This window comes from Flavobacterium sp., from assembly GCF_047602195.1.
GTDB lineage: Bacteria > Bacteroidota > Bacteroidia > Flavobacteriales > Flavobacteriaceae > Flavobacterium.
This window is the reverse complement of sequence record NZ_JASGHW010000004.1, coordinates 809,331-832,333: the sequence shown is the minus strand read 5'-3', so window position 1 is coordinate 832,333 and position 23,003 is coordinate 809,331. Positions and strand designations below refer to the sequence as shown.

Sequence of the window (23,003 nt, the reverse complement as noted above, 5' to 3'; positions counted from 1 at the left end):
TTCGTTAATCGGCTTTCGACATTTTGAATGACGAATATTAAACAACGAATGTCGAATATTGAACGGACGGTCGCGTTAGGGATTGCAGCGATTATCCTTTTTGTTCGAAACAAAAAGATAAAAGCGCAAAGCCCGGCCGCAGGCAACGCCCAAATGAGTTATGCAATATTGACAACGGTTTCGATCTGCGGCGCGAACTTCTTGATGGTCGTTTCTACGCCCGCCTTGAGTGTCATTTGATTGACGCTGCACGCGATGCACGCGCCTTCGAGGCGAACGGTGACATGCTTGTCGTCTTCGATCGAGATCAGCGTGATGTCGCCGCCGTCGGATTTGAGGAACGGGCGGATTTCTTCGAGCGCTTTTTCTACGTTGGTGGTTAATTCTTGTGTATTCATGTTTATGAATTTAAAGATTTAAAAATTGAAAGATTAAAAGATTTTGGAACCGATACGATTTTTCAATCTTTTAATCCTTTAATCTTTTAATTATTTCTTCTTCACAGCCGAACAGCCCGCCATTGTCGTGATCTTGATGGCTTCGGTTGGCGGTAGGTTTTCGTTTCTATCGACGACTTCCTGTACGATATTGCGCGTGAGTTCCTCGAATACCGATTCGATGACCGAGGCGGTTTGCAGCGCGGCCGGACGTCCGTAATCGCCGGCTTCGCGGATCGATTGTACGATTGGCACTTCGCCCAGGAATGGCACGTTTAGGTCATCGGCGAGGTTCTTGGCCCCTTCTTTTCCGAAGATGTAATATTTGTTGTTCGGCAATTCTTCGGGCGTGAAATAGGCCATGTTTTCGATGATTCCCAATACGGGAACGTTGATCGCATCTGACATAAACATCGCGACGCCTTTCTTGGCATCGGCCAAGGCCACGGCCTGCGGCGTACTCACGACTACGGCTCCGGTAATCGGCAATGCCTGCATGATCGACAAATGGATGTCGCCCGTGCCTGGTGGCAAATCGATGAGCATGAAGTCAAGCTGGCCCCAATCGGCGTCGAAAATCATTTGATTCAAAGCCTTCGAAGCCATCGGTCCGCGCCAAATCACGGCTTGACTCGGTGCGGTAAAGAACCCGATGGAAAGCATCTTGACTTCGTAGCTTTCGATCGGTTTCATTTTGGAACGGCCGTCGACGGTCGTTGAATTCGGTTTTTCGTTTTCGACGTCGAACATGATCGGCATCGATGGGCCGTAAATATCGGCATCGAGTACGCCCACGTTGAAGCCCATTTTGGCCAAGGTGACGGCTAAATTTGCGGTAACGGTAGATTTACCGACGCCGCCTTTTCCGGAGGCTACGGCAATGATGTTCTTGATTCCGGGAATGGCCTTGCCTTTGATTTGGTTCGGGTTTTCCTTTTCGGGTACTTCGACCTTGATGTTGACCTTGACCTTGATCTCGGGCGAATAGGTTTCGTGGATGAGTTTGCGGATGTCGTCTTCCGCGCGTTTCTTGATGTGCATGGCAGGGGTTGCAATCGTTAAATCCACCACTACCTCATCTCCGAAAGTCAGTACGTTGGTCACGGCGCCGCTCTCGATCATATTTTTTCCTTCGCCAGCAATGGTAATGGTTTCCAGTGCCTTGAGGATTTCTTTTCTGTCTAATTTCATAACTTTTTTTCTGTCTTTATTAAGACTGATTTCAGATTACAAATATAGGGTGAAAAGTTCACAAACAAATGCTAATGGATTGAATTTATTGATGGTTGAATTTTGCTGCTCAAACATCCCAAAACAAAATCAGCAGGCCGAAAACAACCTGCTGATTGACCCAATATAAACTAATAAACTAAACTCCTTATTCGTATTTGAGGTATTTGAGCACATCGATGCGCGTGGCCTGGTACGCCTTGCTCAATACGATGACGATCGTGAGCACACACAGCACGACGAATCCGATCAGGAACGGGACAGCCGTGATTTCGATGCGGTAGGCAAAATCCTCGAGCCATTTCTGCAGGATCATGAACGTGGGCACGAAAGCGACCAAGAATCCGATGATGCAGAACACCAGGTATTGTTTCGACAATTCCTTGAGCAACGATGCGGTTTCGGCGCCGAGTGTTTTGCGGATCGCGATTTCCTTCATGCGTCTTTCGATCGAATAGGACGCTAGCGCAAACAATCCGAACAACGCAATCAGGATCACGACGATGTTGAGCAGCGAGAACAGATTTTTCTGCTTGACGAATTGCTCAAAGGTGCGTGCAAAGGTCTTGTCGACGAAATCGTAGCTGAACGGGTATTCGGTATCGACCTTGCTGCCCCAGAATTTTTCGATCGAAGCGATGGTCTGGTCCATGTTTTCGGGATCGACCTTGACAAAAATATGATTCATGTTGCCCTGCATCCACGAGATGGTTTTGTAGTGGAAAAACATCATCGGTTGGATTTCCTGCTGCGGACCATTGATGTGGAAATCATCGACGATACCAACAATCTTGAGCTTTTTGTCGTTCCATTCGATTTCCTTGCCGAGCGGATTTTTCTCGCCCATCATCGCAAGCGCAGTTTTATTGACCATGATACTGTTGATCGTATCCGAGGCGATCTGCGGCGAAAACGCGCGGCCTTCGACGAGCTTGATCTTCATCATGTCGAGCATGTTGTAATCCATCGCGATGTTCTTGGCCTGGATGTTCGGGCCTTTTTTGTAACTGAATCCCGAGGACGAACTCGCGCCCCAGCCAAAATTGAACGCCCCGGCCGAAACATCCTGTACGCCCTTGATCTTGAGCAATTCTTGCTTGATCGTGGTATAACGTGTAAAATCTTCCTCATTCGGTTTGAACCTAAAATTGACATCGACCACCTGGGCGCCCCTGAAGCCCAAATCTTTGTTCGACATGAATTCGACCTGTTTGTAGACGATGTACGAACCGATGATGAAAAACGCCGCAATCGAAAACTGCAAAATCAGCATGCCGTTGCGCAGCCAAACGCCGCTTTTGCTTCGGCCGAAATTGCCCTTGAGCACTTTGAGCGACTCGAAATTGGCCACATAAATGGCAGGAAAAATCCCAGCCGTAACCAAAACGACGACAAAAATCCCAATCAGTTGCAGGTAAAACTGCGCGCCGACCATCGTCATTTGCTTGTTCAGGAATTCATTGTAATACGGCAGCGACAATTCGACCATCGCCAAGGCGAGCAAAATGGCAAACAACGTCATGAAGGTCGTCTCAAACAAAAATTGCCTGATGATGTTGCCCTTGCTGGCCCCGATGATTTTGCGTACGCCGACTTCCTTGGCGCGTTTGATTGCATTGGCCGTGGCCAGGTTGACATAATTGACAATCGAGAGCACCAAGATCAGCACCGACAGGCCGGCCATGATCACGAGAAACTGGTAATTGCCCACGCCTTCTGGAAATGCATTGTCGACCCTCGAGTGCAGACGCACCTGGGACAACGGCTCGAGATAGGAACGCAGACGGCCATATTTCTTGACGAAAGCCTCGGGCGTCATGCCTTCCTCCTTGGCATATTTGACCGTGCGGTTGAGATAGAAGGCATCCTCGATCCTTTTGGCGATCTTGTCGGCGTCGGCGGGATTTTTGACCTTGACCATCATCCCGAAGTTGAAATTGCCCCATTGGTCCAGGTTTCGCTTGAGGTTGTCCTCCATCAAGGTCACCACGGCTTGCGGCGCCACCGAAGATTTTCCAGGAATACGGTAGATGCCGGTTACGATGTGCGTCCAGTTGCCGCCGTATTGCACCGATTTGCCCATCGGGTCTTCGTCCCCGAAAATACGCTTGGCCGTTTCTTCCGAAAGCACGATGCCGTTTCCACCTTTCAAGGCCGTTTTAGGGTTGCCCTTGAGGAATTCGAACGGGAAATAATCAAAGAAGGTTTCCTGTGTATCGAATACCTTGTCGAGCATTTCCTTCTTGCCTTTGTAGGTGATCATCTCGCTGTAGTAGTTGGCCTGGTAGTAGCACAGGCTTTCCATTTCGGTGGCCGTACTTTTGAGTACCGGCCCGATCGGCGCGACGGTCATCGGCCACAACATGTTGTCACCCACGTCATTGACCACGATGAATACCTTGTCTTTTTCAGGGTTCCATTCATTATAGGAATGTTCCTCGTTCCAGAGCAGGATGGCGAAAATGATCCCGCCGATCCCGATGCTCAACCCCAGTATGTTCAGAATTGAGAACAGCATGTTCTGCCTCAATTGGTACACGAATATTTTGATCCAGTTGAAAATCATGACGGCAGTTGTTTTTTGTTGGGAACCAGTACGGTCCGTATCTCTTTCTTCATGCTACGCGACAAGGTATCCGCAACCGGTGTTGTCTTTTCGGTCTTGATTTCGGTGACCGTTTGCGCACCATCCCCATAAATTTGTCCGAACATCGTAGCCGCGGCGGCGGTAATGGTATAAATGACTTTTCCCATGGCTTAGTTTTTAGCGTCGATGAATACGTCTACGTTGCGTTGGTTTTTCTTCTCCGAAAAGACCACGCCGTCCTTCATATGGATCGTGCGTTGCGAAAACGAAGCGTCGTAATCCGAGTGCGTCACCATCAAGATCGTTGCGCCCTTGGCGTGCAGGTCGGTCAGCAGTTCCATGACCTCGTTGCCGTTTTTGCTGTCGAGGTTTCCGGTCGGCTCATCGGCGAGGATGATTTTGGGATCGGTCACCAAGGCGCGCGCGACGGCCACCCTTTGCTGCTGTCCACCCGAGAGTTGCTGCGGGAAATGTTTGAGCCGGTGCGCGATACCGAGTTTTTCGGCAATCGCCTCGACACGTTGTTTTCTTTCGGACGCCTTGACGTTGTTGTAGATCAGCGGCAATTCGATGTTGTCGAAAACCGACAGCTCGTCGATCAGGTTGAAGTTCTGGAAGATGAACCCGATGTTTTCCTTGCGCACGGCGGCACGGCCCTGTTCCTTGAGCCCGATCATTTCGTTGCCGAGCAAGTGGTAACTTCCGCCCGAGGCGCTGTCGAGCAATCCGATAATATTGAGCAGGGTCGATTTGCCGCAACCCGACGGCCCCATGATCGAAAGGAAATCGCCTTGGTTGATTTGCAGGCTGATGCCGTTGAGCGCCGAGGTTTCTACTTCTTCGGTGCGGAAAACTTTGGTGAGGTTGGAAATGGTGATCATATCGATTGATTGTTTTTTATTGCTGTCATTTATTGTTGGGTCCAGGTACAAGTATACGCGCCGACGGCCTGATTTCCTATAAAACGTACTTTGTATTCTTCGTACACATCGAGGGTCAGCGTGGTTTCTACCGATCCGCTTTTGGCAAAAGTCTTGGTGTACACCACTTCATCTTGGCTGTTGACGACGACCATCTTGATTGCGCCTTCGCCGATGGCGGTTTTGAAATCGAGTTTGATGTCGGTCTGCTTGTCGTACGCGATCAAGGTAACGAAGGTCTCGCCGTCGAATTCGCCAAAGGCTGCCTTGACCGAATTTTGCGCATTGACATTGGCCCAGGAATCCGAAGGCGGTGTCGCGAAATAGGTACCCGAAGCGTGGACTGCCCCGTGGAAATTGTCGTTTGGCCCGCCAATGGCGAAGGCATTTGTAGTCATTGCTAATAAAGCGATTGCGAAGGTTTTGATTGTTGATTTCATGATAATTGATTTTTTAATGTGATTGATTTTGACTGATTAGGTCTTGATGATTGATGTTGGTTGATTAGACCGTTTTGATTGATTTGATTGATGATTGAAACTTACTACTGATATTGATTGTGATTGATTGTGATTGATTGTGATTGATTTGATTGATAATGATTAATTGATTATGACTGATTAATTGAACTCCAAAATTTCCACGTCCTTGAAATCGGCATACGAAGAAGTGACGACTTTGTCCCCGGCTTTCAAACCGTCGAGCACTTCATAGTAATCGGGGTTTTCGCGTCCGGTTTTGATGGTCCTGCGCTCGGCCTTGTTGCCGTTGACCACAAAAATCCATTGGCCGCTGGTTTCGCTGTAAAATTGTCCCCTTGGGATCACGAGCACGGTTTCCTTTTCCGAAAGCGTCAGCTTGACCCCGAAACTCAAACCTTGCTGCAACGTCAATTGTTCTTTGCCGCTAAAGTTGAGTTCGACCTGGAAACGGCCGTTCTTGACTTCCGATACGACTTTGACAACCGACACCTCAAGCATTTGGCCTTTGTAGTCGACCTGTCCTTTTTGCCCGACGGCGATTTTCTGCAAGTAGAATTCATCGACATCGGCGACGAGTTTGTAGCCCGTCATCACATCGATCTTGCCGATGCTTTCGCCCGATTGGTAGGTTTTCCCGAGGATCGGCTCGAACGAGGTCAGGTTGCCCGAAGCCGGCGCCGTGATCAGGAAATTCTTTTTGTTGCTTCTCAAGATTTCGAGGCTTTTCTCCATCGTGGCGATCGAACGGTTGATTTGTCCGATTTGTACTTTATTCGATTGTTTTTCACGTTGGATGCTGAGCTGGATGTTGTTTTTGCGTTGTTCCTGGAACCGCAGGCTTTCCTGGATTGCGTTCCATTCGTTTTTCGAAATCACGCCTTTTTCGAATAACTTTTGATTCAAGTCATGGATTCGCTTCGCGTCGTTGTAATCGTGTTCGATACTGAGCAACTGCTGCGTCAATTGCAATTCCTGGTTGCGGATGTTGAGCTTGCCGGTGTTCAAGTTGTTCATCTGTTCGATGATGGCCGTTTCCTGCGTCATGTAATTGAGTTCGGAATTCGGGTTGTACATCTTGGCCAATGCCTGCCCTTTTTCGACACGGGTGCCGTTCTCGGCAAAAATTTCCTGAACCGATCCGCCTTCGACGATGTTCACGAGCATGGCGTTGAGCGGTTCTACGCGGGCCTGGAACACGGTAAAATCCTCAAAATTTTCCTTGGTGACCGTTTTCACAAGCAGTTCATTTGGGTTGACGTTGAGGCTTTTCTTTTTGGTGATCGAAAAATAAGCCGTGGTCGCAAAGGCCAAAAAAACAACCGCCGCTAGGGTAGCGTATTTAATTTTTTTACTTTTACTTTTGATTACGGTGTCCATGATTCTTAATTATTTTCGAATGCACCTTTAGCAATAGCGTGCCAGAAAAATATAAATTTTTAATTAGCTGATTTTCACTTATTTAAAAATAAATCCAAAATGGAGCAGTGTCCGATAATGAACAGTTTTTGTCCGGTAGTGGACAGTTGTAACCCATGAGAAAAAAACAAGCGTGTATTGTAGTGTGCGACGACCAGGAAGAAATCCAGTTCTCGGCCAAACTCATACTCAAAAAACACTTCGAAACCATACTGACCACGAGCCATCCCAAGCAGCTCTACCAATTCCTTTCCGAGCAAACCGTAGACGTGGTCATGCTCGACATGAACTACCGCATCGGCTTTGAGGACGGACGCGAAGGCATCCATTGGCTCAAGGAAATTGTCACGCATTCGCCGCACACCTGCATCATCTTGATGACCGCCTTCGGCAAAATCGAAACCGCGGTCGAAGGCATCAAGGTCGGCGCATTCGATTATGTGCTCAAACCTTGGGAAAACGAAAAGCTGCTGCAAACCGTAGAAAATGCGTTGGCCGAAAGCCGCCGCAGACAAAAAAAACCAGTTGATTTCGCTTCCGAAAAAGAATATTTCATCGGCACTTCGCCCAAAATCAAGCAGGCTTATTCGGTGGCCGAAAAAGTCGCCAAGACCGATGCCAACGTGTTGCTGCTCGGCGAAAACGGTACCGGAAAATTTGTGTTCGCCTCGCACATCCACCAGCATTCGACACGCAAGGACAAACCGTTCGTCCACGTCGATTTGGGCTCGCTGAGCGAAAATTTGTTCGAAAGCGAACTGTTCGGTTATGCGCGCGGTGCATTTACCGACGCGAAGGTCGACACGGCCGGACGTTTCGAAACCGCTTCGGGCGGCACGATATTTCTGGACGAGATCGGCAACATTCCGCTGCACCTGCAATCGAAATTATTGTCGGTGCTGCAGACCAAAACCGTTACGCGACTCGGCGAAAGCAAACCGCGGCCACTCGATGTGCGCATCATTACCGCAACCAACATCGATATCCACGGTGAGGTGCGCAAGAAACATTTCCGCGAAGATTTGCTGTACCGCATCAATACGATGGAAATCGTGATTCCGCCGTTGCGCGAACGCCAGGGCGACATCCGCTCGATGGCCGAATTCCTCTTGAGACAGACAGGCGAAAAATACAACAACGCCAACCTGACATTCGATGCGCACAACATCGAATGGCTCGACCGTTATCCGTGGCCGGGCAACATCCGCGAGATGGAAAACAAGATCGAACGCGCGGTGATTTTGTCGGACGGCAACCAGATTTCGGTATCGCAGCTCGACATTTTCGATTACCAGCCCGAACCGGACAACGACGAAAACGCTTTGTCGGATTTGGAGAAAACCGCGATCGAAAAATCGCTCGCCAAATATGCCGGAAACATCAGCAAAACTGCTGAAGAACTGGGTTTGTCACGTGCGGCTTTGTACCGCAGAATGGAAAAATACAACTTAAAATAAAGGCCACGAATTCACGATTATAATTTTAAAAATTCGTGAATTCGTGGCGAAACAAATAAATGAAATTCCACAACGCACTATTTGCCCGGGTTTTTTGGCTGCTGTTGCTTATCGCGACCGGCATTTTGCTGCTCGTGCAATCGTATCCGTACAGCGCAATTTTTATTTTGGTGGTTCTTTCGGCATTTTGCGCCGAATTGTATTTCTTTATCCGCAACCGCATGTTGTTTTACGACAAGACGATCCTGTCGATTTTGCACGACGATTTCTCCTCGAATTTCCCGGAAAATTTGCGCAAGGGCAATTACGAAAGCTTGTTCCAGTTGTACGAGACCCTCAAGAAAAAACAATACGAACAAATCTCGCGTGAGCAGGTTTTCACCTCGATCCTGAACAACGTAGACACCGCGATCCTGATCCTTAAAAAAGAAGGCGATGAATGGGATATTTTCCTGATGAACGCCTATTTTTCGACGCTGTTCGGCGTGCCCAAATACCGGCATTGGAAGTATTTGCGCGACAAATTGCCGTCGTTCTGCAACGAAATCGAACACAGTGGTTTTGAGGAAATGAAGACTTCGGTCGACATCAGGATCGACGAGCAGGAATTGCAGACGTTTTCGATCCAGACCTCGAAAACGCAATCGTTCGGGCAGGATTATTATGTGGTTTTGCTCGACAGCATCCAGAAAGTCATCGAGAAAAAAGAGAAACTCGCGTGGATCAACCTGATGAAGGTCATTTCGCATGAATTGATGAATTCGCTCACGCCGATCCGGTCGTTGTCGCAAAGCCTGCAGGATATTTTGCAACAGGAGCATCTCGAACCCGAAGATAGGGAAGACATCCGCCAGAGCCTTTCGACGATCGTCAACCGCAGCAACCATTTGCAGTTTTTCGTCGAGAATTACCGCAAGCTCACGATGTTGCCGACACCCGAAAAACAACCGACCGACCTCAACCAGCTTATCGCCGAATGCATACTCGTGATGAAACCGATGCTCAAACAGGACGGCATTTCGGTCAGCAACGAAATCGACATTCCAGGCTTTGTCCCGGTCGATAAAAAACAGATCGAACAAGTCGTCATCAACTTGCTCACCAACAGTATTTTCGCGGTAAAGGAAAAAGAGGACCGCCAAATTTACCTGTCTTCCAAGATGGAAAACAACCGCATTTTCCTGACGATTTCCGACACCGGAAAAGGCATCGAAAAGGAAATCCGCGACAAGATTTTCCTGCCATTTTTCACCACCAGAAAAGACGGGGCCGGCATCGGATTGACGTTATCCAAAAACATCATCGAAGCACATGGCGGGTATTTGAGTTTTACTTCGGAGGGAGAGAAAACGGAGTTTGTGATTTGTTTGCTGAACTGATCTAGAATTCCAACAGCATATATTTTCGAAGCTCGTTGAAATCCGATTCGATAAAAAAGTCCCTTTGTTTCAAAAATTCCTTGACAATATTTTGGTCGAATTGAGACCTGTTGATGCTTCCTGGGATTTCATTCGAATAGTATATTTTGTCCTGGGAACGAATTTTCACACGTATTTTGGTTTTGAAATCTCCCGCATACTTTAAGATGGCCGCCGCCAAATAATGCTTGGGTAAAATCAAAAAATCGGCATGGCCGGTTCCGCAGGCATAGGGTTCATACAAGAATTCTATCGGTTTCCATATCCCGTCGCTGTCCAACGCTTCTTGGATCATTTCAAGACCGTTATCGGTGAGCCGTTTTTTAACGAGTTGAATGGTATCCGACGCATTGTAAACCAAAACGGGATACGCATTGACCGGTGTCGCCTTTAAAGAATCAATCGTTTTAAAATACGCTTTCATTTTGGGAAATCGGTACAAATCGTAACCAGCTTTCTCAAGCGAATCGAAATCGGGCAAATGCGGCAATTTCAAATTCCGGAACACAAACCCCTTGCTTTGGAAAGCATAAGTCGTGTCGATGAAAATTCTAAAATTGCCTTTGGATGCGGGGTCCTGCCCAAAGTAATTGAAATGCTTTTCGGGTATACTGTATTCATCCTGCATGACAAGTGTATCGCCCGTAAAATTAACCGCCAAAATGGGCGAAGCGCTCTGCAGCATTTCTATAGTACGGATGGTCGTGGCTACAGCAGCACGTTTATCAATAAGACGGGGCCACACGGCCGTGCGTTTTGTCGAACAGCAAACCAGAAACATTCCGGCCATCAGCATTGAAACAAGCCTTCTCATTCCGCAAACCCCGGATTCCAAAAATGCTTCTCAAAATCAACGACCTGGTTGTTTTTTACTTTAACGCCTTCGCTCTCCAGTAATTGTTGCATGAGGTTCGTACCGTCGAAATGGTGCTTGCCCGTGAGCATCCCGATGCGGTTCACGACGCGGTGTGCGGGCACATCTTCGCGCTCGCCCGTGGCATTCATCGCCCAGCCGACCATACGCGCCGAGCGGGCACTGCCGAGCACTTTGGCAATCGCACCATAAGACGTGACTTTGCCGTACGGAATCTGCCGTGCGATGTCGTACACGCGTTCGAAAGAAATGGTCGTTGTCGGGATTCTTAGCCAAAATAATATTCGAGGATGTTGATTAAAGTCAAAACCGAAACCAGCCCGGTGACCGAGCCGATGATGTAATTCATGTTGTACAGGATAAACTGCGTGCGCGATTCCATTTTCTTGAAAAAGGCGATGTAGCAATAAAACGCAAAATAAGCCCCGAAACCCGCCCCGATCACAAAGGTGTAAATGAACCATTTTTCGAACGAAAACAGGTTGTAAGAAGCCAATGTAATGCTGATGAATACATAAAACGGAATCGGGAAAAAGTTGAGTGCCGACAGCAGCATACCCATAAAAAAGCGGCTTTTCTTGCTGTGCAGCTTGATTTCCTTCTTTTCGGGTTTGATCTTGCGCCCGGCCACGAAAAAATAAATCGTGAGTGCGGCAAAAATGGCGAGCCCGACTTCGCGCAGCATGATCACGATTTCGGGATGCTTGTCGATGAAGCGCGCAAACAGCACCGCGATATAGGTTTGGACCAAAACCACCACCGAAGCACCGGCGGCAAACACCAAAGCTTGCGTACGCCCTTCCTTCAGGCTGACTTTGGCGGCCGTCATGTTGATGAGTCCCGGAGGCGTGATTCCAACCGAGGAAGTCAGGAATCCCAAGAACAGCGGCAGCGCGTATCCCATGTTATTTTATTTTGAATCGAATATACGTAATTGCTTTGTTAATTTCCAAATATTGGCTTTCGTAAAACGTCTGGATGCCAGTCACTTCCGCAGGAGCACCTTCATTTTTGTAAATGTTGTGGTTCGCATACAATACTTGGTGGCCTTCGCCGTGCAACAATCCGAGCGTGTAACCATGCATGAATTCGCTGTCGGTCTTGAGGTTCACGACGCCGTCGGACTTCAGGATTTTCTTGTACATCTGCAAAAATTCCGAATTGGTCATGCGGTGTTTGGTGCGTTTGTACTTGATTTGCGGATCGGGGAAGGTAATCCAGATTTCGTCGACTTCGCCCTGGCCGAACAAATGGTCGATGAGTTCGATCTGCGAACGCAGGAAGGCGACGTTTTTCATCCCGGCTTCTTCGGCGGTTTTTGCCCCACGCCAGAAACGCGCGCCTTTGACATCGATGCCGATGAAATTTTTGTTCGGAAATTGCTGTGCGAGCGCGACCGAATATTCACCTTTGCCACAGCCCAGTTCCAAGACGAGCGGATTCTCGTTCTTGAAGAAATCGGCGTTCCATTTGCCTTTGAGCGCAAATTCGCCCGAGGTCACTTCGTCGCGCTTGGGTTGGATCACATTGGAAAACGTCTCGTTCTCCTTAAATCTTTTTAGTTTATTTTTACTTCCCACGATGTAATTTAATATTTTGGCAAAATTAGGGAAATATATAAGACGCGAAATGTTTTTATCTTGCCGATACATTTTTACCACCGATGACCGCTGATCAATCCGACAACAACATTCTGGTCGCCCCGCTCAATTGGGGTTTGGGCCACGCGACGCGCTGCATTCCTATTATTGTGGCCTTGGAAGAAAATGGCTTTACGCCGATTCTGGCTTCCGATGGCGTGGCACTCGCGATGCTGCGCAAGGAATTGCCGCACTTGCAAACCTTGGAATTACCTTCGTATGAAATCGAATACGCCAAGAACGGCGCGAATTTCAAATGGAAAATGCTCAAGAACACACCCAAGATGATCGAGGCTATTTTGAAGGAAAAGAAAATGGTCAAGAAATGGGTCAAGCAATACAACCTGATCGGAATCATTTCGGACAACCGTTTGGGCGTTTTCAGCAAGAAAATCCCGTCGGTGTTCATCACGCACCAGCTCAACGTACTGACCGGAAACACGACCTGGATCTCGAGCAAAATGCACCGTTTCATCATCAAGAAATACACCGAATGCTGGGTGCCCGACCAGGCCGAAAAACCCAACCTGACCGGAAAGCTCGGCCACCTCAAGAACCCCGACGACAGGATCCGTTACCTCGGGCCGCTGAGTCGTTTGCGCAAATTGAACCTCCCGATAAAATACGATTTGATGGTGATCCTTTCGGGGCCCGAACCACAACGCGGCATGCTCGAGGGCCAATTGCGTGAAGATTTGCAACGCTATTCGGGCAACGTCATTTTCATCAGCGGAAAGGTCGAGGCCAAACAGCGCAAGGAAGAAATCGGGAACATCACGCATTACAATTTCATGACAACCGAACAGCTCGAAATCGCGTTCAACGAAAGCGCCAAAGTGCTCTGCCGTTCGGGTTATACGACCGTGATGGATTTGGCCAAACTGGGCAAGAAAGCGTTTTTTATCCCGACGCCGGGGCAATACGAACAGGAATATTTGGCCAAAAAGCTAAAGAAAGATGGATTGGTTCCTTTCGCCAAACAGGAAAATTTTCGCATCGAGAATTTACTCGAAATCGACATTTTCAAAGGATTGCCCGAGATGGAAACCCCGATCCACTGGAAACAATTGTTTGGATTGTTCGAAAAAGAATAGCCTCACAGGCTGTACCGCTGCGGTGCCTTTTCGAGCGTAAACGAAAATTCGGAACCGGTCCCGAACTGGCTTTCCACATAAATCTTCTCGTGGTGCGCCTCGATGATGTGCTTGACGATCGCCAGGCCCAGACCCGAACCGCCCGCATCGCGCGAACCGCTTTTGTCGACGCGGTAAAAACGTTCGAACAGTCGCGAAATATGCTGTTTTTCGATGCCCTCGCCATTGTCGTTGATGCGCACGATCACTTTGTCGTCGGTGATGCTTTCGACGCTGACCTCGGTCGAACCTTTGTCTTTGCCGTATTTGATCGAGTTGACAATGAGATTGATGATGACCTGTTCGATTTTTTCCTGGTCGGCGCGCACCATGATCGGTTTGTTGTAGCGCATGTCGAACAGCAGCAAAATGTCTTTTTTACTCGCTTCCATTTCGAGCAAATCGAACACTTCCTGAATCAGTTTGATGATGTCGAAATCGGTCATCTCGAGATTGAGGTCACCGACTTCGAGCTTCGTGATCATGTCGAGGTCCTGTACGATGTGAATCAATCTTTCGACGCCTTTCTCGGCGCGTTCGAGGTATTTCTTGCGTACGGTTTTGTCGCTCATCGCCCCGTCGAGCAAGGTTGACAGATAACCTTGTACGGTAAATAATGGTGTTTTGAGTTCGTGCGATACATTGCCCAGAAATTCACGCCGGTATTCTTCGCGCACCTTGAGCATCTCGATTTCGAGTTTCTTGTCGGAGGCGAATTTTTTGACCTCGCGCATCAGCGTGGCCATATCGGTCGTCACGGGCTGGTTTCGAAAAGTGGAAGATTCGAGCAAAGAAACGTCGTCGTAGATTTTCTTGACGCGGCGGTAGATGAAATGCTCGACCCGGTATTGGATGACAAAAAAGGAAAATGCGGCGATGGAAACCGCAAAATACAGCACAAATTCCCAAGAAAACGTCAGGAAAAAGTACAATAAAAGAGAAACCAAGCCCGTGGAAAAAAGCGTGATGTAAAGCGAGGACTTTACGGCAAAACGGTAGGTTTTCTTAAAGGTTACATTCATTAAACTTCAAACTTATAGCCGACGCCCTTGATGGTCTTGAAGAAATCGTCACCAATCTTTTCGCGCAGTTTGCGGATGTGGACGTCGATTGTCCTGCCGCCCACGATGACTTCGTTGCCCCAGACTTTGTCGAGGATTTCATCGCGCTTGAAGACTTTTCCGGGCTTTGAGGCCAACAGGTAAAACAATTCGAATTCCTTGCGCGGCAAGACGATTTCGGTGTTTTCCTTGATGATTTTGTATTCTTCGCGGTTGATTTCGATACCGCCGACATTGAGTGTTTCTGAACTTTTTCCGTCGTCGTCTTTTAATCTCCTGAGCAATGCCTTGACTTTGCTGACGAGCAATTTGGGTTTGATCGGCTTGGTGATGTAATCATCGGCACCGGCATCGAAACCGGCCACCTGCGAATAATCTTCGCTTCGGGCGGTCAAAAAGGTAATGATGACGTCTTTGAGTTCGGGCATTTTGCGGATCGCTTCGGTGGCTTCCATACCGTCCATTTCGGGCATCATCACATCCATGATGATCAGTTGCGGATGTTCTTTTTTGGCTTTGGCAATCGCATCCTTGCCATTCTCGGCGGTAACAATCTGGTAACCTTCCTGCGACAAGTTGTAGCCGACGATTTCGAGGATATCCGGTTCGTCGTCTACGAGTAAAATCTTGATGTCTTTTTTCTTCATAATGAGCAGACGTTGGTGTTTGTGGTGCTGGTTTTTTTACGCAGCTTTCATTTTGCGATTGTAAATGTAAATATAAAACAATCTGATAAAAAAACGGTCTTATTGCTGTTAACCGTAATTTAATATGTTAACCATTTGGTAATAATTCCCAAACCAAATAGTAACCCGTGTCTAACACGAACTTTACAACGCGCCCCTTACTTTGCCCCAAAATTAATCTAATCCAGATAATGAAATTCAGACTCTTATTTATTGCATTTTTTATTACTACGCTGACATTTGCCCAAAGCAAAGGTACAATAACGGGGACAATAACAGACAAAGAAGCAAACAATGCGACATTACCATTTGCCAATGCTGTTATTAAAGGGACAACGATCGGTACGTCTACGGATGAAAATGGAAAATACACCCTATCGGTTGATGCAGGTACTTACACCATCGTTTTTAGTTTTTTAGGATATGAAAACGTTGAAGTTCCCGTAACGGTTGTAGCCGGCGAAACTGTAACCATCAATAAAACACTCGGTTCAGGAAGCTACAAGATTGAAGACGTTGTGGTGAAATCGGTTGGTGGACGTGAAAAAGAAACCGCTATTTTATTGGACCAAAAGAAAGCCGTTGAAATCAAACAAAGTATCGGCGCCCAGGAAATGTCGCGCAAAGGGGTTAGCGATGTGGAAGAAGGTCTTACCAAAATTACCGGAATTACCAAAGTAGGTTCGCGCGGATTGTTTGTGCGCGGATTGGAAGACCGTTACAACACCTTATTGATCAACGATTTGGCTTCGCCTACGAATGACCCTTTTAAAAAGACCATTCCACTCAATATCTTTCCGACCGATCTGGTTTCGGTGATTGAAGTGTTCAAAACGTTTAATCCCGATATTTCGGGTGATTTTGCCGGAGGTACTTTTAATATCGTCACTTCTTTGAGTGGTAAAAGCACGACGAAAATCAACATTGGCGCAGGTTACAGAACCAACAACAATCTTAAAAAGTTCCTGACTTCAGAAAACGCAGACAATACCAAAGGGTTTTTCGGACTCAACGGAAAAGACCGTGAATTGCCTGGGATTTTTGGTGACAGACCAACCAATCCGACTTTGACCGCCGCACAATCGAACAATACGTTTAACGATGGCTGGAATGTAAACGAGACGAAAAGTCCGCTCAATACGAGCATTGGCTTTTTGCATTCGGAGAAGTTTGATACCGTAGGCGACAGTCAATTGTCTTACATTTTCTCGCTTAATTTCGACAATGATTACAGAATCAGAAAGGGACTCAACAATGCGATTGATCCGAACGGTGAATATTTGAATAAACTCGATGCTACAGAAAACAGTTATGAAACTTCTGTTTCGTCATTGGTTGGACTCAACTTCAAGACCAATCGCCTAAACCTTTCTTTCAATACGATGTATTTGCGTACGACTGAAAGTACGATTTTGGACCAACGCGGTTTTACGGCAAACAATACGACATCCAACAGTTTTATCCGTACCAATGAATTCAGTTCATCGGATTACATCAACGGACAATTGTTCGGCGAATATGCGCTCACAGAAAACAAAAACCACACGCTAAAGGCAGGCGGATCTTATGCCATAACCAACTACCAATTGCCTGACCGCAAATTTTACAGCGGTAACCTTCAGGACGACGGCAGTGTTTATATTAACTATGGCGCCAACAGTTTCCTCAGACAGTTCTTGGATATTGACGGCAAATCATACTATTCGGACATGCTCGAATACAACTGGAAGTTTGGCCAAAGTGAAGAAAAGAACAATAAGTTGACCATTGGCTACAACGGCAACGCCAATAAGGCGGAAACGTCTTACCGTTTTGTGTACTTGATTCAGCCTGGCGATCTCTTCAAACCTTCCTTCTTGCTGGACCAGGAAAACCTCGACACGCATATTTATGACGACATCGCTGATGGTTATGCCACTTACCGCGAAGGATCGAACGGTTCCTACCAAACCAAGCTAGAGGAATCGACACATGCCGGATATGCGAATTTGTTCCTCAAATTCAACAAGCTCGAAGTAACCGGAGGTATTCGTTTGGAAAACTACAGCCGTGAAATTAAATACAAGTTCAATGACTCCTTTGCAAGGCCGATGAGAGAAAAGAAAATTGAGGAAATGTACCTGTTGCCATCGTTGAACTTAAAGTATGCGATGAATGACGACTCCAACTTGCGCTTTGCGGCTTCGAAAACATACACCAAACCGGTCATCATGGAAGTACTTCCTATTTCGATTGTGAATGCAGACAAGACGAGCCAGCAAGGGAACGAATCGCTTGTGAACAGTGACAATTACAATGTTGACCTCAAATATGAAATCTTCCCGACGGCTAAAGAAATGTTTGCGGTGGGCGTTTTTGGAAAATACCTCGACAACCCGATCGAAAGAACCTTCCGTTCAGAAGCCGGTGGTAGCCAAATTACTTATTTCCTGAATTCAGACAAAGCGGTTTTGTATGGTGCCGAGTTTGAAATGTTGCTCGAATTGGAAAGAATCAGCAAAGGACTTTCAGGATTTTCATTGGGCTTCAACACTTCAATCATGCAAACGAATGTAAAAGTTCCTGAACAAACCTACGACCCGACACAGCAAAAAGTCAGCGAGTCAATCGAAACCCACCGCGACCGTGATTTGCAGGGTGCTTCGAAATGGATCATCAATTCTGATTTGAAATACCAGTTTGATTTCAGCAAAAATTGGAAAAATACGGTTTCTGTTGTTTACTCGTTGTTCGGCAAAAGGATTTACAGCGTTGGAACCGGAGGATTGGACCACATCTACGAGTTGCCGGTAAGTAAACTCGACTTGGTTTGGGGTCATAAACTGGGCGAGCATTTCGACCTCAAGATCGCAATTGACAACATTCTTAATCCAAAGGAGAAATTCGAAATGGGCAACAAATCGGTTGACCGTACCATTATCGTAGACCGATTGCTGCGCAATTACAGCAGCGGGACCAATTTCTCTGTCGGATTAAACTATACTTTTTAATTATTAACTATTAAATATCAACACTTAAATTTAAACTTATGAAACTCAAATTTTTAGCAATGGCTGCTTTTGCAAGTATCTTTTTTGCCTCTTGCTCTGACGACGACAGTACTGATTCGGGAACGCCTATCGTACCGGTTGAAGGAACTATTTCCGGAACTTACACCAGCAACCAAACTTTCGCTTATGGAAACTACAGCCTCGAAGGTGTTGTTAAAGTAAACCCTGGTGTTACTTTGACATTTGACGCAGGTTCTACGATTACTGCCGATGCTACCACAGGCGACAATGCTTTGGTGGTTTTGAAAGGCGGTAAATTGATCATCAACGGTACTGCGGATGCGCCGGTTGTATTTACAGAAGCTTCTAAAATCCCTGGCTCTTGGGCAGGTATCATCATGTATGGTGACGCACCGATCAATGCTTTGGGTGGTGTCTCTACGGCCTTGTCTGAAGATGGAAATTCAATCACTTACGGTGGTTCGGATGCAAGCCACAGCAGCGGTGCTTTGCACTATGTTCGCGTGGAGTATGCTGGTGCAAAATTGGGCGATGGAACCAAAGAAAACAACGCTTTTACTTTTTACGCTGTAGGTTCAGGAACAGTCTTGGATCACTTGGTGGCTTACAAAGGCGCTGATGATGGATATGAATTCTTCGGCGGAACTGTAAGCGCTACTGACCTTGTTGCTTACGGAAACTATGACGATTCTTTCGACTGGCAAGATGGATGGCAAGGCCAAAACAACTCGAACTGGTATGCTTACCAAACGGGTAAAGGCAACTTCGGTATGGAAATCGAAGCTTCAAACAACAACAATTCTTACGGTCCAAAAGTCAACAACATTACTTTGAAAAAAGCGGCCGGAACGGTTACTGAATCTGACGCTGACGTTCAGGTTGACGCTTTCCAATTCAAAAAAGAAGGAAACGGAACTTACAACAACATCATCATCGATGGTTACGGAAACTACACTGTAGGGGCTACGACTTACCAAGGTGCTGCCGTTAAAATTCAAGATGCCAACACCAATACCAACCAAGTAAACAGTGGTAAATTGAAATTGACCAATGTAAAAGTGACCAACACTACCCAGATGTCTCCGGTTGGTGCTACACCAGCCATCATCGTTAACTTCCCTGCTGAAAACTGGACCACTACTTCAGGTGCTACAGGCGCTACAATCACTGGCGGTGCTTGGACAACCGTTAACGGTACAAACCTTTTGCAATAGTTTTTATTGTTGTTTCGATATCAAAGGAGCTTCCCATTGGAGAAGCTCCTTTTTTTTATTGGATATCGCTACCGGATTTGAATCCTAAAAGCATAATATTTTTAAACATAACGGTTTAAATTGCCAATCGTCGTATTTTGGCTTAATATTTGAATTTTATTTTATACTTTTACCAAATCAAATAGTACCATGACAAAAAACTACCTTTATATTGCAGCTTTATTGCTCTGCTTATTCTCTGTGCCTGCTTTGGCGCAGGATGGCAAGCAACCGATAGAAGGTTTGAACTTCTATCCGAACCCTGTGAGCAATGGTAAGATCTACATCACTTCGAAGTCGGCCCTCGACAAGGAAGTTACTATTTTTGATGTGTTGGGAAAAAAAGTCCTCCAGGCGACACTCAATGCCAAGGAACTGAACATTTCCACACTTTCTCCAGGCGTTTACATCATCAAAATCCGGGAAGGCGAAGCAGCCACTACCAGAAAGCTGATTGTCAAGTAATTCCTTTCGGCATTTTCCTGTTAATTAATATTTTTTTTACATCCTATATTTTTTCACTCCGAAAAATAGTTTCTATCTTTGTCACATAATTTAAACATCTAAAAAATGAAAAAACTTTACACTTTATCTTTTACATTCTTGGCAATGGCTGCGTCTTTTGCGCAAACCACTGAGTTCTTTACAGGAACTGGTGCATTATCTGCTAACGGATGGGTTCACCACAGTGGAACCATCAACGACCAGTTGGTTATCCTTACTACACCTGGAGATAGCGGAAACAGCTTGTCATATGCAGGTTTGGCTGCCTCTACAGGTAACCGCACCACTATCGTAGCCGGAAACACCGAAGACATGAACAAAGCTTTGACCGCTCCGATCACGACTACTGCTTACTATTCTGCCTTGATCAAAGTATCTGACAACGTTGGTTTGTTTGACAACACGGTTGCTGGTGATTATTTCTTGTCATTGGGTGGTGCCGTTGGCGCTACAGTAACCACTTTGCCTGCAAGGGTTTATGTACACTTGGGTGGTGCTGATGGAACTGTTAATTTTGGTGTCTTGAACAACTCAGGAGGTACAGCTACACCGTCATTCGCTTCGGCTGACTACAACATCGGAACTACTTATTTCGTAGTTGTAAAGTATGATTTGACTTCTAACACCGCCAGTTTGTTTGTAAACCCAACTCCTGGTGCTGCTGAGCCTGCTGCTACTGCAACCAACGCCACTGGAACAAGTGCTGCTCCTGCTTCTATCTTGAGTATGGTCATCCGTCAAGGTGGTACTGCAACAACTGGAACTGGTAACGTTCAGATCGACGAAATCAGAGTAGCCGACAACTGGGCTGCCGTAACTCCAGCTTCATTGGGCGTTAATGAATACCAAATCGCTGGTTTGAAAGTATATCCAAACCCTGTAAAAGATGGTAACCTGTACATTACTTCAGACAGCAACGATACCAAATCGGTTGTAATCTTTGACGTATTGGGTAAACAAGTGGCAAACACTACCGTTAACAGCCAAGCCATCAATGTATCTCACCTCAACGCTGGTGTTTACATGGTAAAAATCACTGAAGCGGGTAAAACTGCTACTAAGAAATTGGTAATCGAGTAATCGATTCCTACATAAAATCAAGAGCCCCGATTTGCGTCGGGGCTTTTTTATTTTGCGTATTTTTGCAAAAAAAAGTTTGCTCACGCACCACGATATTTTTTCCATTTCCAACCAGAAGCAGTTCGATAAGATTGCGCTCAAGGTCTTTCGTTTCCAATACGAAAACAACCGGGTGTACCGGGAATTCTGCGAGCTGCTCAAAGTAGACAAGCAACAAGTCAAGTCGCTGCAGCAGATTCCGTTCCTGCCCATCCAGTTTTTCAAAAGCCACGAGGTCGTATCGAATAACGATCCCGCCCAAGAAATCTTCACCAGCAGCGGCACAACCGGCACAACCAACAGCCGGCATTTGGTAACCGATGTAAGCTGGTATGAAGAAAGCTACCGCCAAGGTTTTTCAACCTTCTACGGCAATATCGAAGATTATGTCGTGTTGGCCTTGCTGCCGTCCTATCTCGAAAGAAAAGGCTCCTCGCTGATCTATATGGTCGAGGATTTGATCCAAAGAACCAACAACGCCGACAGCGGTTTCTACCTGCACAACCACGATGAATTGATCGAAAAACTTACCGCGCTCGACAAGGCCGGCCAAAATGTGATCCTGATTGGCGTGACCTATGCCCTGCTCGATTTGATCGAGAAACAACCCTTCCAACTCAACCACACCATCATCATGGAAACCGGCGGCATGAAAGGCAAGCGAAAGGAAATGATCCGCGAAGAATTACACGAACAACTTTGCAAAGGCTTTGGCGTGTCGGCCATCCATTCCGAATACGGCATGACCGAACTGTTGTCGCAGGCTTATTCATTGGGCGACGGAATTTTCGAATGCCCGAATTGGATGCAAATCCTCGTCCGCGATACCGAAGATGCGCTGAGCTACGTCGACAATGGCAAAACCGGCGGCATCAATGTGATCGATTTGGCCAACATCCATTCGTGTTCGTTCATCGCCACGCAAGATTTGGGAAAAAAATACGCCGACAATTCGTTTGAAGTATTGGGACGCTTTGACCATTCCGATATACGGGGTTGCAATTTGATGGTACTATGAGAAATTTCGTCTGGACGTTTTGCCTGTTGTCGCTTGCGTTTTCCACCTCCGCACAATCGACGCTCAAAGTCAGCATCGACTCCATCACTACCGATGATTCGCATTCGCTGCGTCGCAAATACAACATCCATTACCACATCGAGAACCGCACCGACAAACCGTTGTCGTTTTTCCTGCATCCGCACACGCTGATTGCCAATGCAGCCAGTTCGATGACCTTGTTCGCAGTATACAAAATCTACCAGAACGACGAATTCCAGGACATGGACGGGCCGTTTTTCCCCAACGTTCCCGAAGCCGCGCAACTCGATAATTTCCCGAACCATAACACGCCAGAAGCACGCGAGTTCATCAAGAAAACCAACGAAAAATACAAGGCCGAATACGACGCGATGATTGCCAATTACCATCAAAACGGCGGCAAAAGTACCGATGAGAAATGGATTATCCGCAACCAGAAATTGCTGCGTTCCAAGATGACCCTGCAGCCGCACCAGAAACAACCATTCGTCATCCTTACCACCTGGGACCGCATCCGCGTGGTCAACAACGGCGACCTCGAATATTACCTCAACGAGAAAGACGCCTTTGAAATCGAAATCGTGCTCGACCTCAAAAAAACATTATTCAAAACCGATTTGTCCGAGACGGAATTTGCGAAAATCAAAAACGACGCGACTTTTATCGAAGGGATTTTTACCTCCAACAAAATGAGGATCAATTTCGGGGAATAAAATAGGCCACGAATTCTCGAATC

The 23,003-nt window shown here is 46.7% G+C and carries 22 protein-coding genes; 9 read left to right on the top strand and 13 right to left on the bottom strand.

The window, feature by feature from the left end:
- Nucleotides 1–158: 158 nt before the first annotated feature.
- From QM717_RS09820 to QM717_RS09790, 7 genes are all read right to left on the bottom strand, one after another.
- Nucleotides 159–398, bottom strand: a complete 240-nt coding sequence (locus QM717_RS09820) for a NifU family protein (protein WP_415037301.1) — start codon at nt 396–398, stop codon at nt 159–161.
- A 90-nt stretch (nt 399–488) separates the two neighbouring features.
- On the bottom strand, nt 489–1,628 hold the full coding sequence (locus QM717_RS09815; protein ID WP_415037300.1) for a P-loop NTPase: 1,140 nt from the start codon (nt 1,626–1,628) through the stop codon (nt 489–491).
- Nucleotides 1,629–1,815: 187 nt separating this feature from the next.
- Nucleotides 1,816–4,233: an ABC transporter permease gene (locus QM717_RS09810; protein WP_415037299.1), complete on the bottom strand. Its 2,418-nt coding sequence runs from the start codon at nt 4,231–4,233 to the stop codon at nt 1,816–1,818.
- Nucleotides 4,230–4,421, bottom strand: coding sequence for a hypothetical protein (locus QM717_RS09805; protein WP_415037298.1), 192 nt, complete (start codon nt 4,419–4,421; stop codon nt 4,230–4,232). Before QM717_RS09805 ends, QM717_RS09810 begins: the two co-directional genes overlap by 4 nt.
- Nucleotides 4,422–4,424: 3 nt before the next feature.
- Nucleotides 4,425–5,135, bottom strand: coding sequence for an ABC transporter ATP-binding protein (locus QM717_RS09800; protein WP_415037297.1), 711 nt, complete (start codon nt 5,133–5,135; stop codon nt 4,425–4,427).
- Between the two features lie 29 nt (nt 5,136–5,164).
- Nucleotides 5,165–5,614, bottom strand: a complete 450-nt coding sequence (locus tag QM717_RS09795; protein WP_415037296.1) for a hypothetical protein — start codon at nt 5,612–5,614, stop codon at nt 5,165–5,167.
- Nucleotides 5,615–5,794: 180 nt separating this feature from the next.
- Nucleotides 5,795–7,033, bottom strand: a complete 1,239-nt coding sequence (locus QM717_RS09790; RefSeq protein ID WP_415037295.1) for an efflux RND transporter periplasmic adaptor subunit — start codon at nt 7,031–7,033, stop codon at nt 5,795–5,797.
- A 155-nt stretch (nt 7,034–7,188) separates the two neighbouring features.
- Between QM717_RS09790 and QM717_RS09785 the strand changes: the two genes are divergently transcribed.
- Both QM717_RS09785 and QM717_RS09780 read left to right on the top strand, forming a co-directional pair.
- Nucleotides 7,189–8,529: a sigma-54-dependent transcriptional regulator gene (locus QM717_RS09785; protein WP_415037294.1), complete on the top strand. Its 1,341-nt coding sequence runs from the start codon at nt 7,189–7,191 to the stop codon at nt 8,527–8,529.
- 59 nt (nt 8,530–8,588) lie between these two features.
- Nucleotides 8,589–9,908 carry a sensor histidine kinase gene (locus QM717_RS09780; protein ID WP_415037293.1) on the top strand — a complete coding sequence of 440 codons (1,320 nt, stop codon included), beginning with the start codon at nt 8,589–8,591 and terminating at the stop codon, nt 9,906–9,908.
- A 1-nt stretch (nt 9,909) separates the two neighbouring features.
- On the opposite strand, the gene QM717_RS09775 is transcribed toward QM717_RS09780, so the two are convergent.
- The 4 genes from QM717_RS09775 to trmB all read right to left on the bottom strand — a co-directional run bounded on the left by QM717_RS09775 (nt 9,910) and on the right by trmB (nt 12,401).
- Nucleotides 9,910–10,692 (bottom strand): hypothetical protein, encoded by a 783-nt coding sequence (locus QM717_RS09775; RefSeq protein ID WP_415037292.1) that lies wholly within the window; start codon nt 10,690–10,692, stop codon nt 9,910–9,912.
- Nucleotides 10,693–10,757: 65 nt separating this feature from the next.
- Nucleotides 10,758–11,057 (bottom strand): MGMT family protein, encoded by a 300-nt coding sequence (locus tag QM717_RS09770; RefSeq protein WP_415037290.1) that lies wholly within the window; start codon nt 11,055–11,057, stop codon nt 10,758–10,760.
- A gap of 32 nt (nt 11,058–11,089) precedes the next feature.
- Nucleotides 11,090–11,725 (bottom strand): LysE family transporter, encoded by a 636-nt coding sequence (locus QM717_RS09765; RefSeq protein ID WP_415037288.1) that lies wholly within the window; start codon nt 11,723–11,725, stop codon nt 11,090–11,092.
- Between the two features lies 1 nt (nt 11,726).
- A complete protein-coding gene (gene trmB, locus QM717_RS09760) occupies nt 11,727–12,401 on the bottom strand; it encodes a tRNA (guanosine(46)-N7)-methyltransferase TrmB (protein WP_415037286.1) in 675 nt (224 codons plus the stop codon).
- 83 nt (nt 12,402–12,484) lie between these two features.
- Here trmB and QM717_RS09755 point away from each other — a divergent pair, with 83 nt between their 5' ends.
- A complete protein-coding gene (locus QM717_RS09755; protein ID WP_415037284.1) occupies nt 12,485–13,555 on the top strand; it encodes a glycosyltransferase in 1,071 nt (356 codons plus the stop codon).
- Between the two features lie 2 nt (nt 13,556–13,557).
- Here the strand turns inward: QM717_RS09755 and QM717_RS09750 are convergent, their stop codons facing one another.
- On the bottom strand, nt 13,558–14,616 hold the full coding sequence (locus QM717_RS09750; RefSeq protein ID WP_415037282.1) for a sensor histidine kinase: 1,059 nt from the start codon (nt 14,614–14,616) through the stop codon (nt 13,558–13,560).
- Nucleotides 14,616–15,302 carry a response regulator transcription factor gene (locus tag QM717_RS09745; RefSeq protein WP_415037280.1) on the bottom strand — a complete coding sequence of 229 codons (687 nt, stop codon included), beginning with the start codon at nt 15,300–15,302 and terminating at the stop codon, nt 14,616–14,618. Before QM717_RS09745 ends, QM717_RS09750 begins: the two co-directional genes overlap by 1 nt.
- A 230-nt stretch (nt 15,303–15,532) precedes the next feature.
- Between QM717_RS09745 and QM717_RS09740 the strand changes: the two genes are divergently transcribed.
- From QM717_RS09740 to QM717_RS09715, 6 genes are all read left to right on the top strand, one after another.
- Complete coding sequence (locus QM717_RS09740; RefSeq protein WP_415037278.1) at nt 15,533–18,331, top strand: TonB-dependent receptor domain-containing protein; 2,799 nt, start codon at nt 15,533–15,535, stop codon at nt 18,329–18,331.
- 38 nt (nt 18,332–18,369) lie between these two features.
- Nucleotides 18,370–19,566 (top strand): hypothetical protein, encoded by a 1,197-nt coding sequence (locus QM717_RS09735; RefSeq protein WP_415037276.1) that lies wholly within the window; start codon nt 18,370–18,372, stop codon nt 19,564–19,566.
- A 189-nt stretch (nt 19,567–19,755) separates the two neighbouring features.
- The gene (locus QM717_RS09730) at nt 19,756–20,070 is read left to right on the top strand and encodes a T9SS type A sorting domain-containing protein (protein ID WP_415037274.1); all 315 of its coding nucleotides are present in this window, start codon (nt 19,756–19,758) and stop codon (nt 20,068–20,070) included.
- A 105-nt stretch (nt 20,071–20,175) separates the two neighbouring features.
- The gene (locus QM717_RS09725; protein ID WP_415037272.1) at nt 20,176–21,189 is read left to right on the top strand and encodes a T9SS type A sorting domain-containing protein; all 1,014 of its coding nucleotides are present in this window, start codon (nt 20,176–20,178) and stop codon (nt 21,187–21,189) included.
- A 76-nt stretch (nt 21,190–21,265) separates the two neighbouring features.
- Complete coding sequence (locus QM717_RS09720; protein ID WP_415037271.1) at nt 21,266–22,246, top strand: acyl transferase; 981 nt, start codon at nt 21,266–21,268, stop codon at nt 22,244–22,246.
- Entirely contained in the window at nt 22,243–22,980 is a 738-nt protein-coding gene (locus tag QM717_RS09715; RefSeq protein WP_415037269.1) for a hypothetical protein, read from the top strand. Before QM717_RS09720 ends, QM717_RS09715 begins: the two co-directional genes overlap by 4 nt.
- Nucleotides 22,981–23,003: the final 23 nt, after the last annotated feature.

Excerpts from the sequence above, each read along its gene's own strand:
- QM717_RS09820 (WP_415037301.1), bottom strand. The coding sequence starts at position 398 with ATGAATACACAAGAATTAACCACCAACGTAGAAAAAGCGCTCGAAGAA.
- QM717_RS09815 (WP_415037300.1), bottom strand. The coding sequence starts at position 1,628 with ATGAAATTAGACAGAAAAGAAATCCTCAAGGCACTGGAAACCATTACC.
- QM717_RS09810 (WP_415037299.1), bottom strand. The coding sequence starts at position 4,233 with ATGATTTTCAACTGGATCAAAATATTCGTGTACCAATTGAGGCAGAAC.
- QM717_RS09805 (WP_415037298.1), bottom strand. The coding sequence starts at position 4,421 with ATGGGAAAAGTCATTTATACCATTACCGCCGCCGCGGCTACGATGTTC.
- QM717_RS09800 (WP_415037297.1), bottom strand. The coding sequence starts at position 5,135 with ATGATCACCATTTCCAACCTCACCAAAGTTTTCCGCACCGAAGAAGTA.
- QM717_RS09795 (WP_415037296.1), bottom strand. The coding sequence starts at position 5,614 with ATGAAATCAACAATCAAAACCTTCGCAATCGCTTTATTAGCAATGACT.
- QM717_RS09790 (WP_415037295.1), bottom strand. The coding sequence starts at position 7,033 with ATGGACACCGTAATCAAAAGTAAAAGTAAAAAAATTAAATACGCTACC.
- QM717_RS09785 (WP_415037294.1), top strand. The coding sequence starts at position 7,189 with ATGAGAAAAAAACAAGCGTGTATTGTAGTGTGCGACGACCAGGAAGAA.
- QM717_RS09780 (WP_415037293.1), top strand. The coding sequence starts at position 8,589 with ATGAAATTCCACAACGCACTATTTGCCCGGGTTTTTTGGCTGCTGTTG.
- QM717_RS09765 (WP_415037288.1), bottom strand. The coding sequence starts at position 11,725 with ATGGGATACGCGCTGCCGCTGTTCTTGGGATTCCTGACTTCCTCGGTT.
- QM717_RS09755 (WP_415037284.1), top strand. The coding sequence starts at position 12,485 with ATGACCGCTGATCAATCCGACAACAACATTCTGGTCGCCCCGCTCAAT.
- QM717_RS09750 (WP_415037282.1), bottom strand. The coding sequence starts at position 14,616 with ATGAATGTAACCTTTAAGAAAACCTACCGTTTTGCCGTAAAGTCCTCG.
- QM717_RS09745 (WP_415037280.1), bottom strand. The coding sequence starts at position 15,302 with ATGAAGAAAAAAGACATCAAGATTTTACTCGTAGACGACGAACCGGAT.
- QM717_RS09740 (WP_415037278.1), top strand. The coding sequence starts at position 15,533 with ATGAAATTCAGACTCTTATTTATTGCATTTTTTATTACTACGCTGACA.
- QM717_RS09735 (WP_415037276.1), top strand. The coding sequence starts at position 18,370 with ATGAAACTCAAATTTTTAGCAATGGCTGCTTTTGCAAGTATCTTTTTT.
- QM717_RS09730 (WP_415037274.1), top strand. The coding sequence starts at position 19,756 with ATGACAAAAAACTACCTTTATATTGCAGCTTTATTGCTCTGCTTATTC.
- QM717_RS09725 (WP_415037272.1), top strand. The coding sequence starts at position 20,176 with ATGAAAAAACTTTACACTTTATCTTTTACATTCTTGGCAATGGCTGCG.
- QM717_RS09715 (WP_415037269.1), top strand. The coding sequence starts at position 22,243 with ATGAGAAATTTCGTCTGGACGTTTTGCCTGTTGTCGCTTGCGTTTTCC.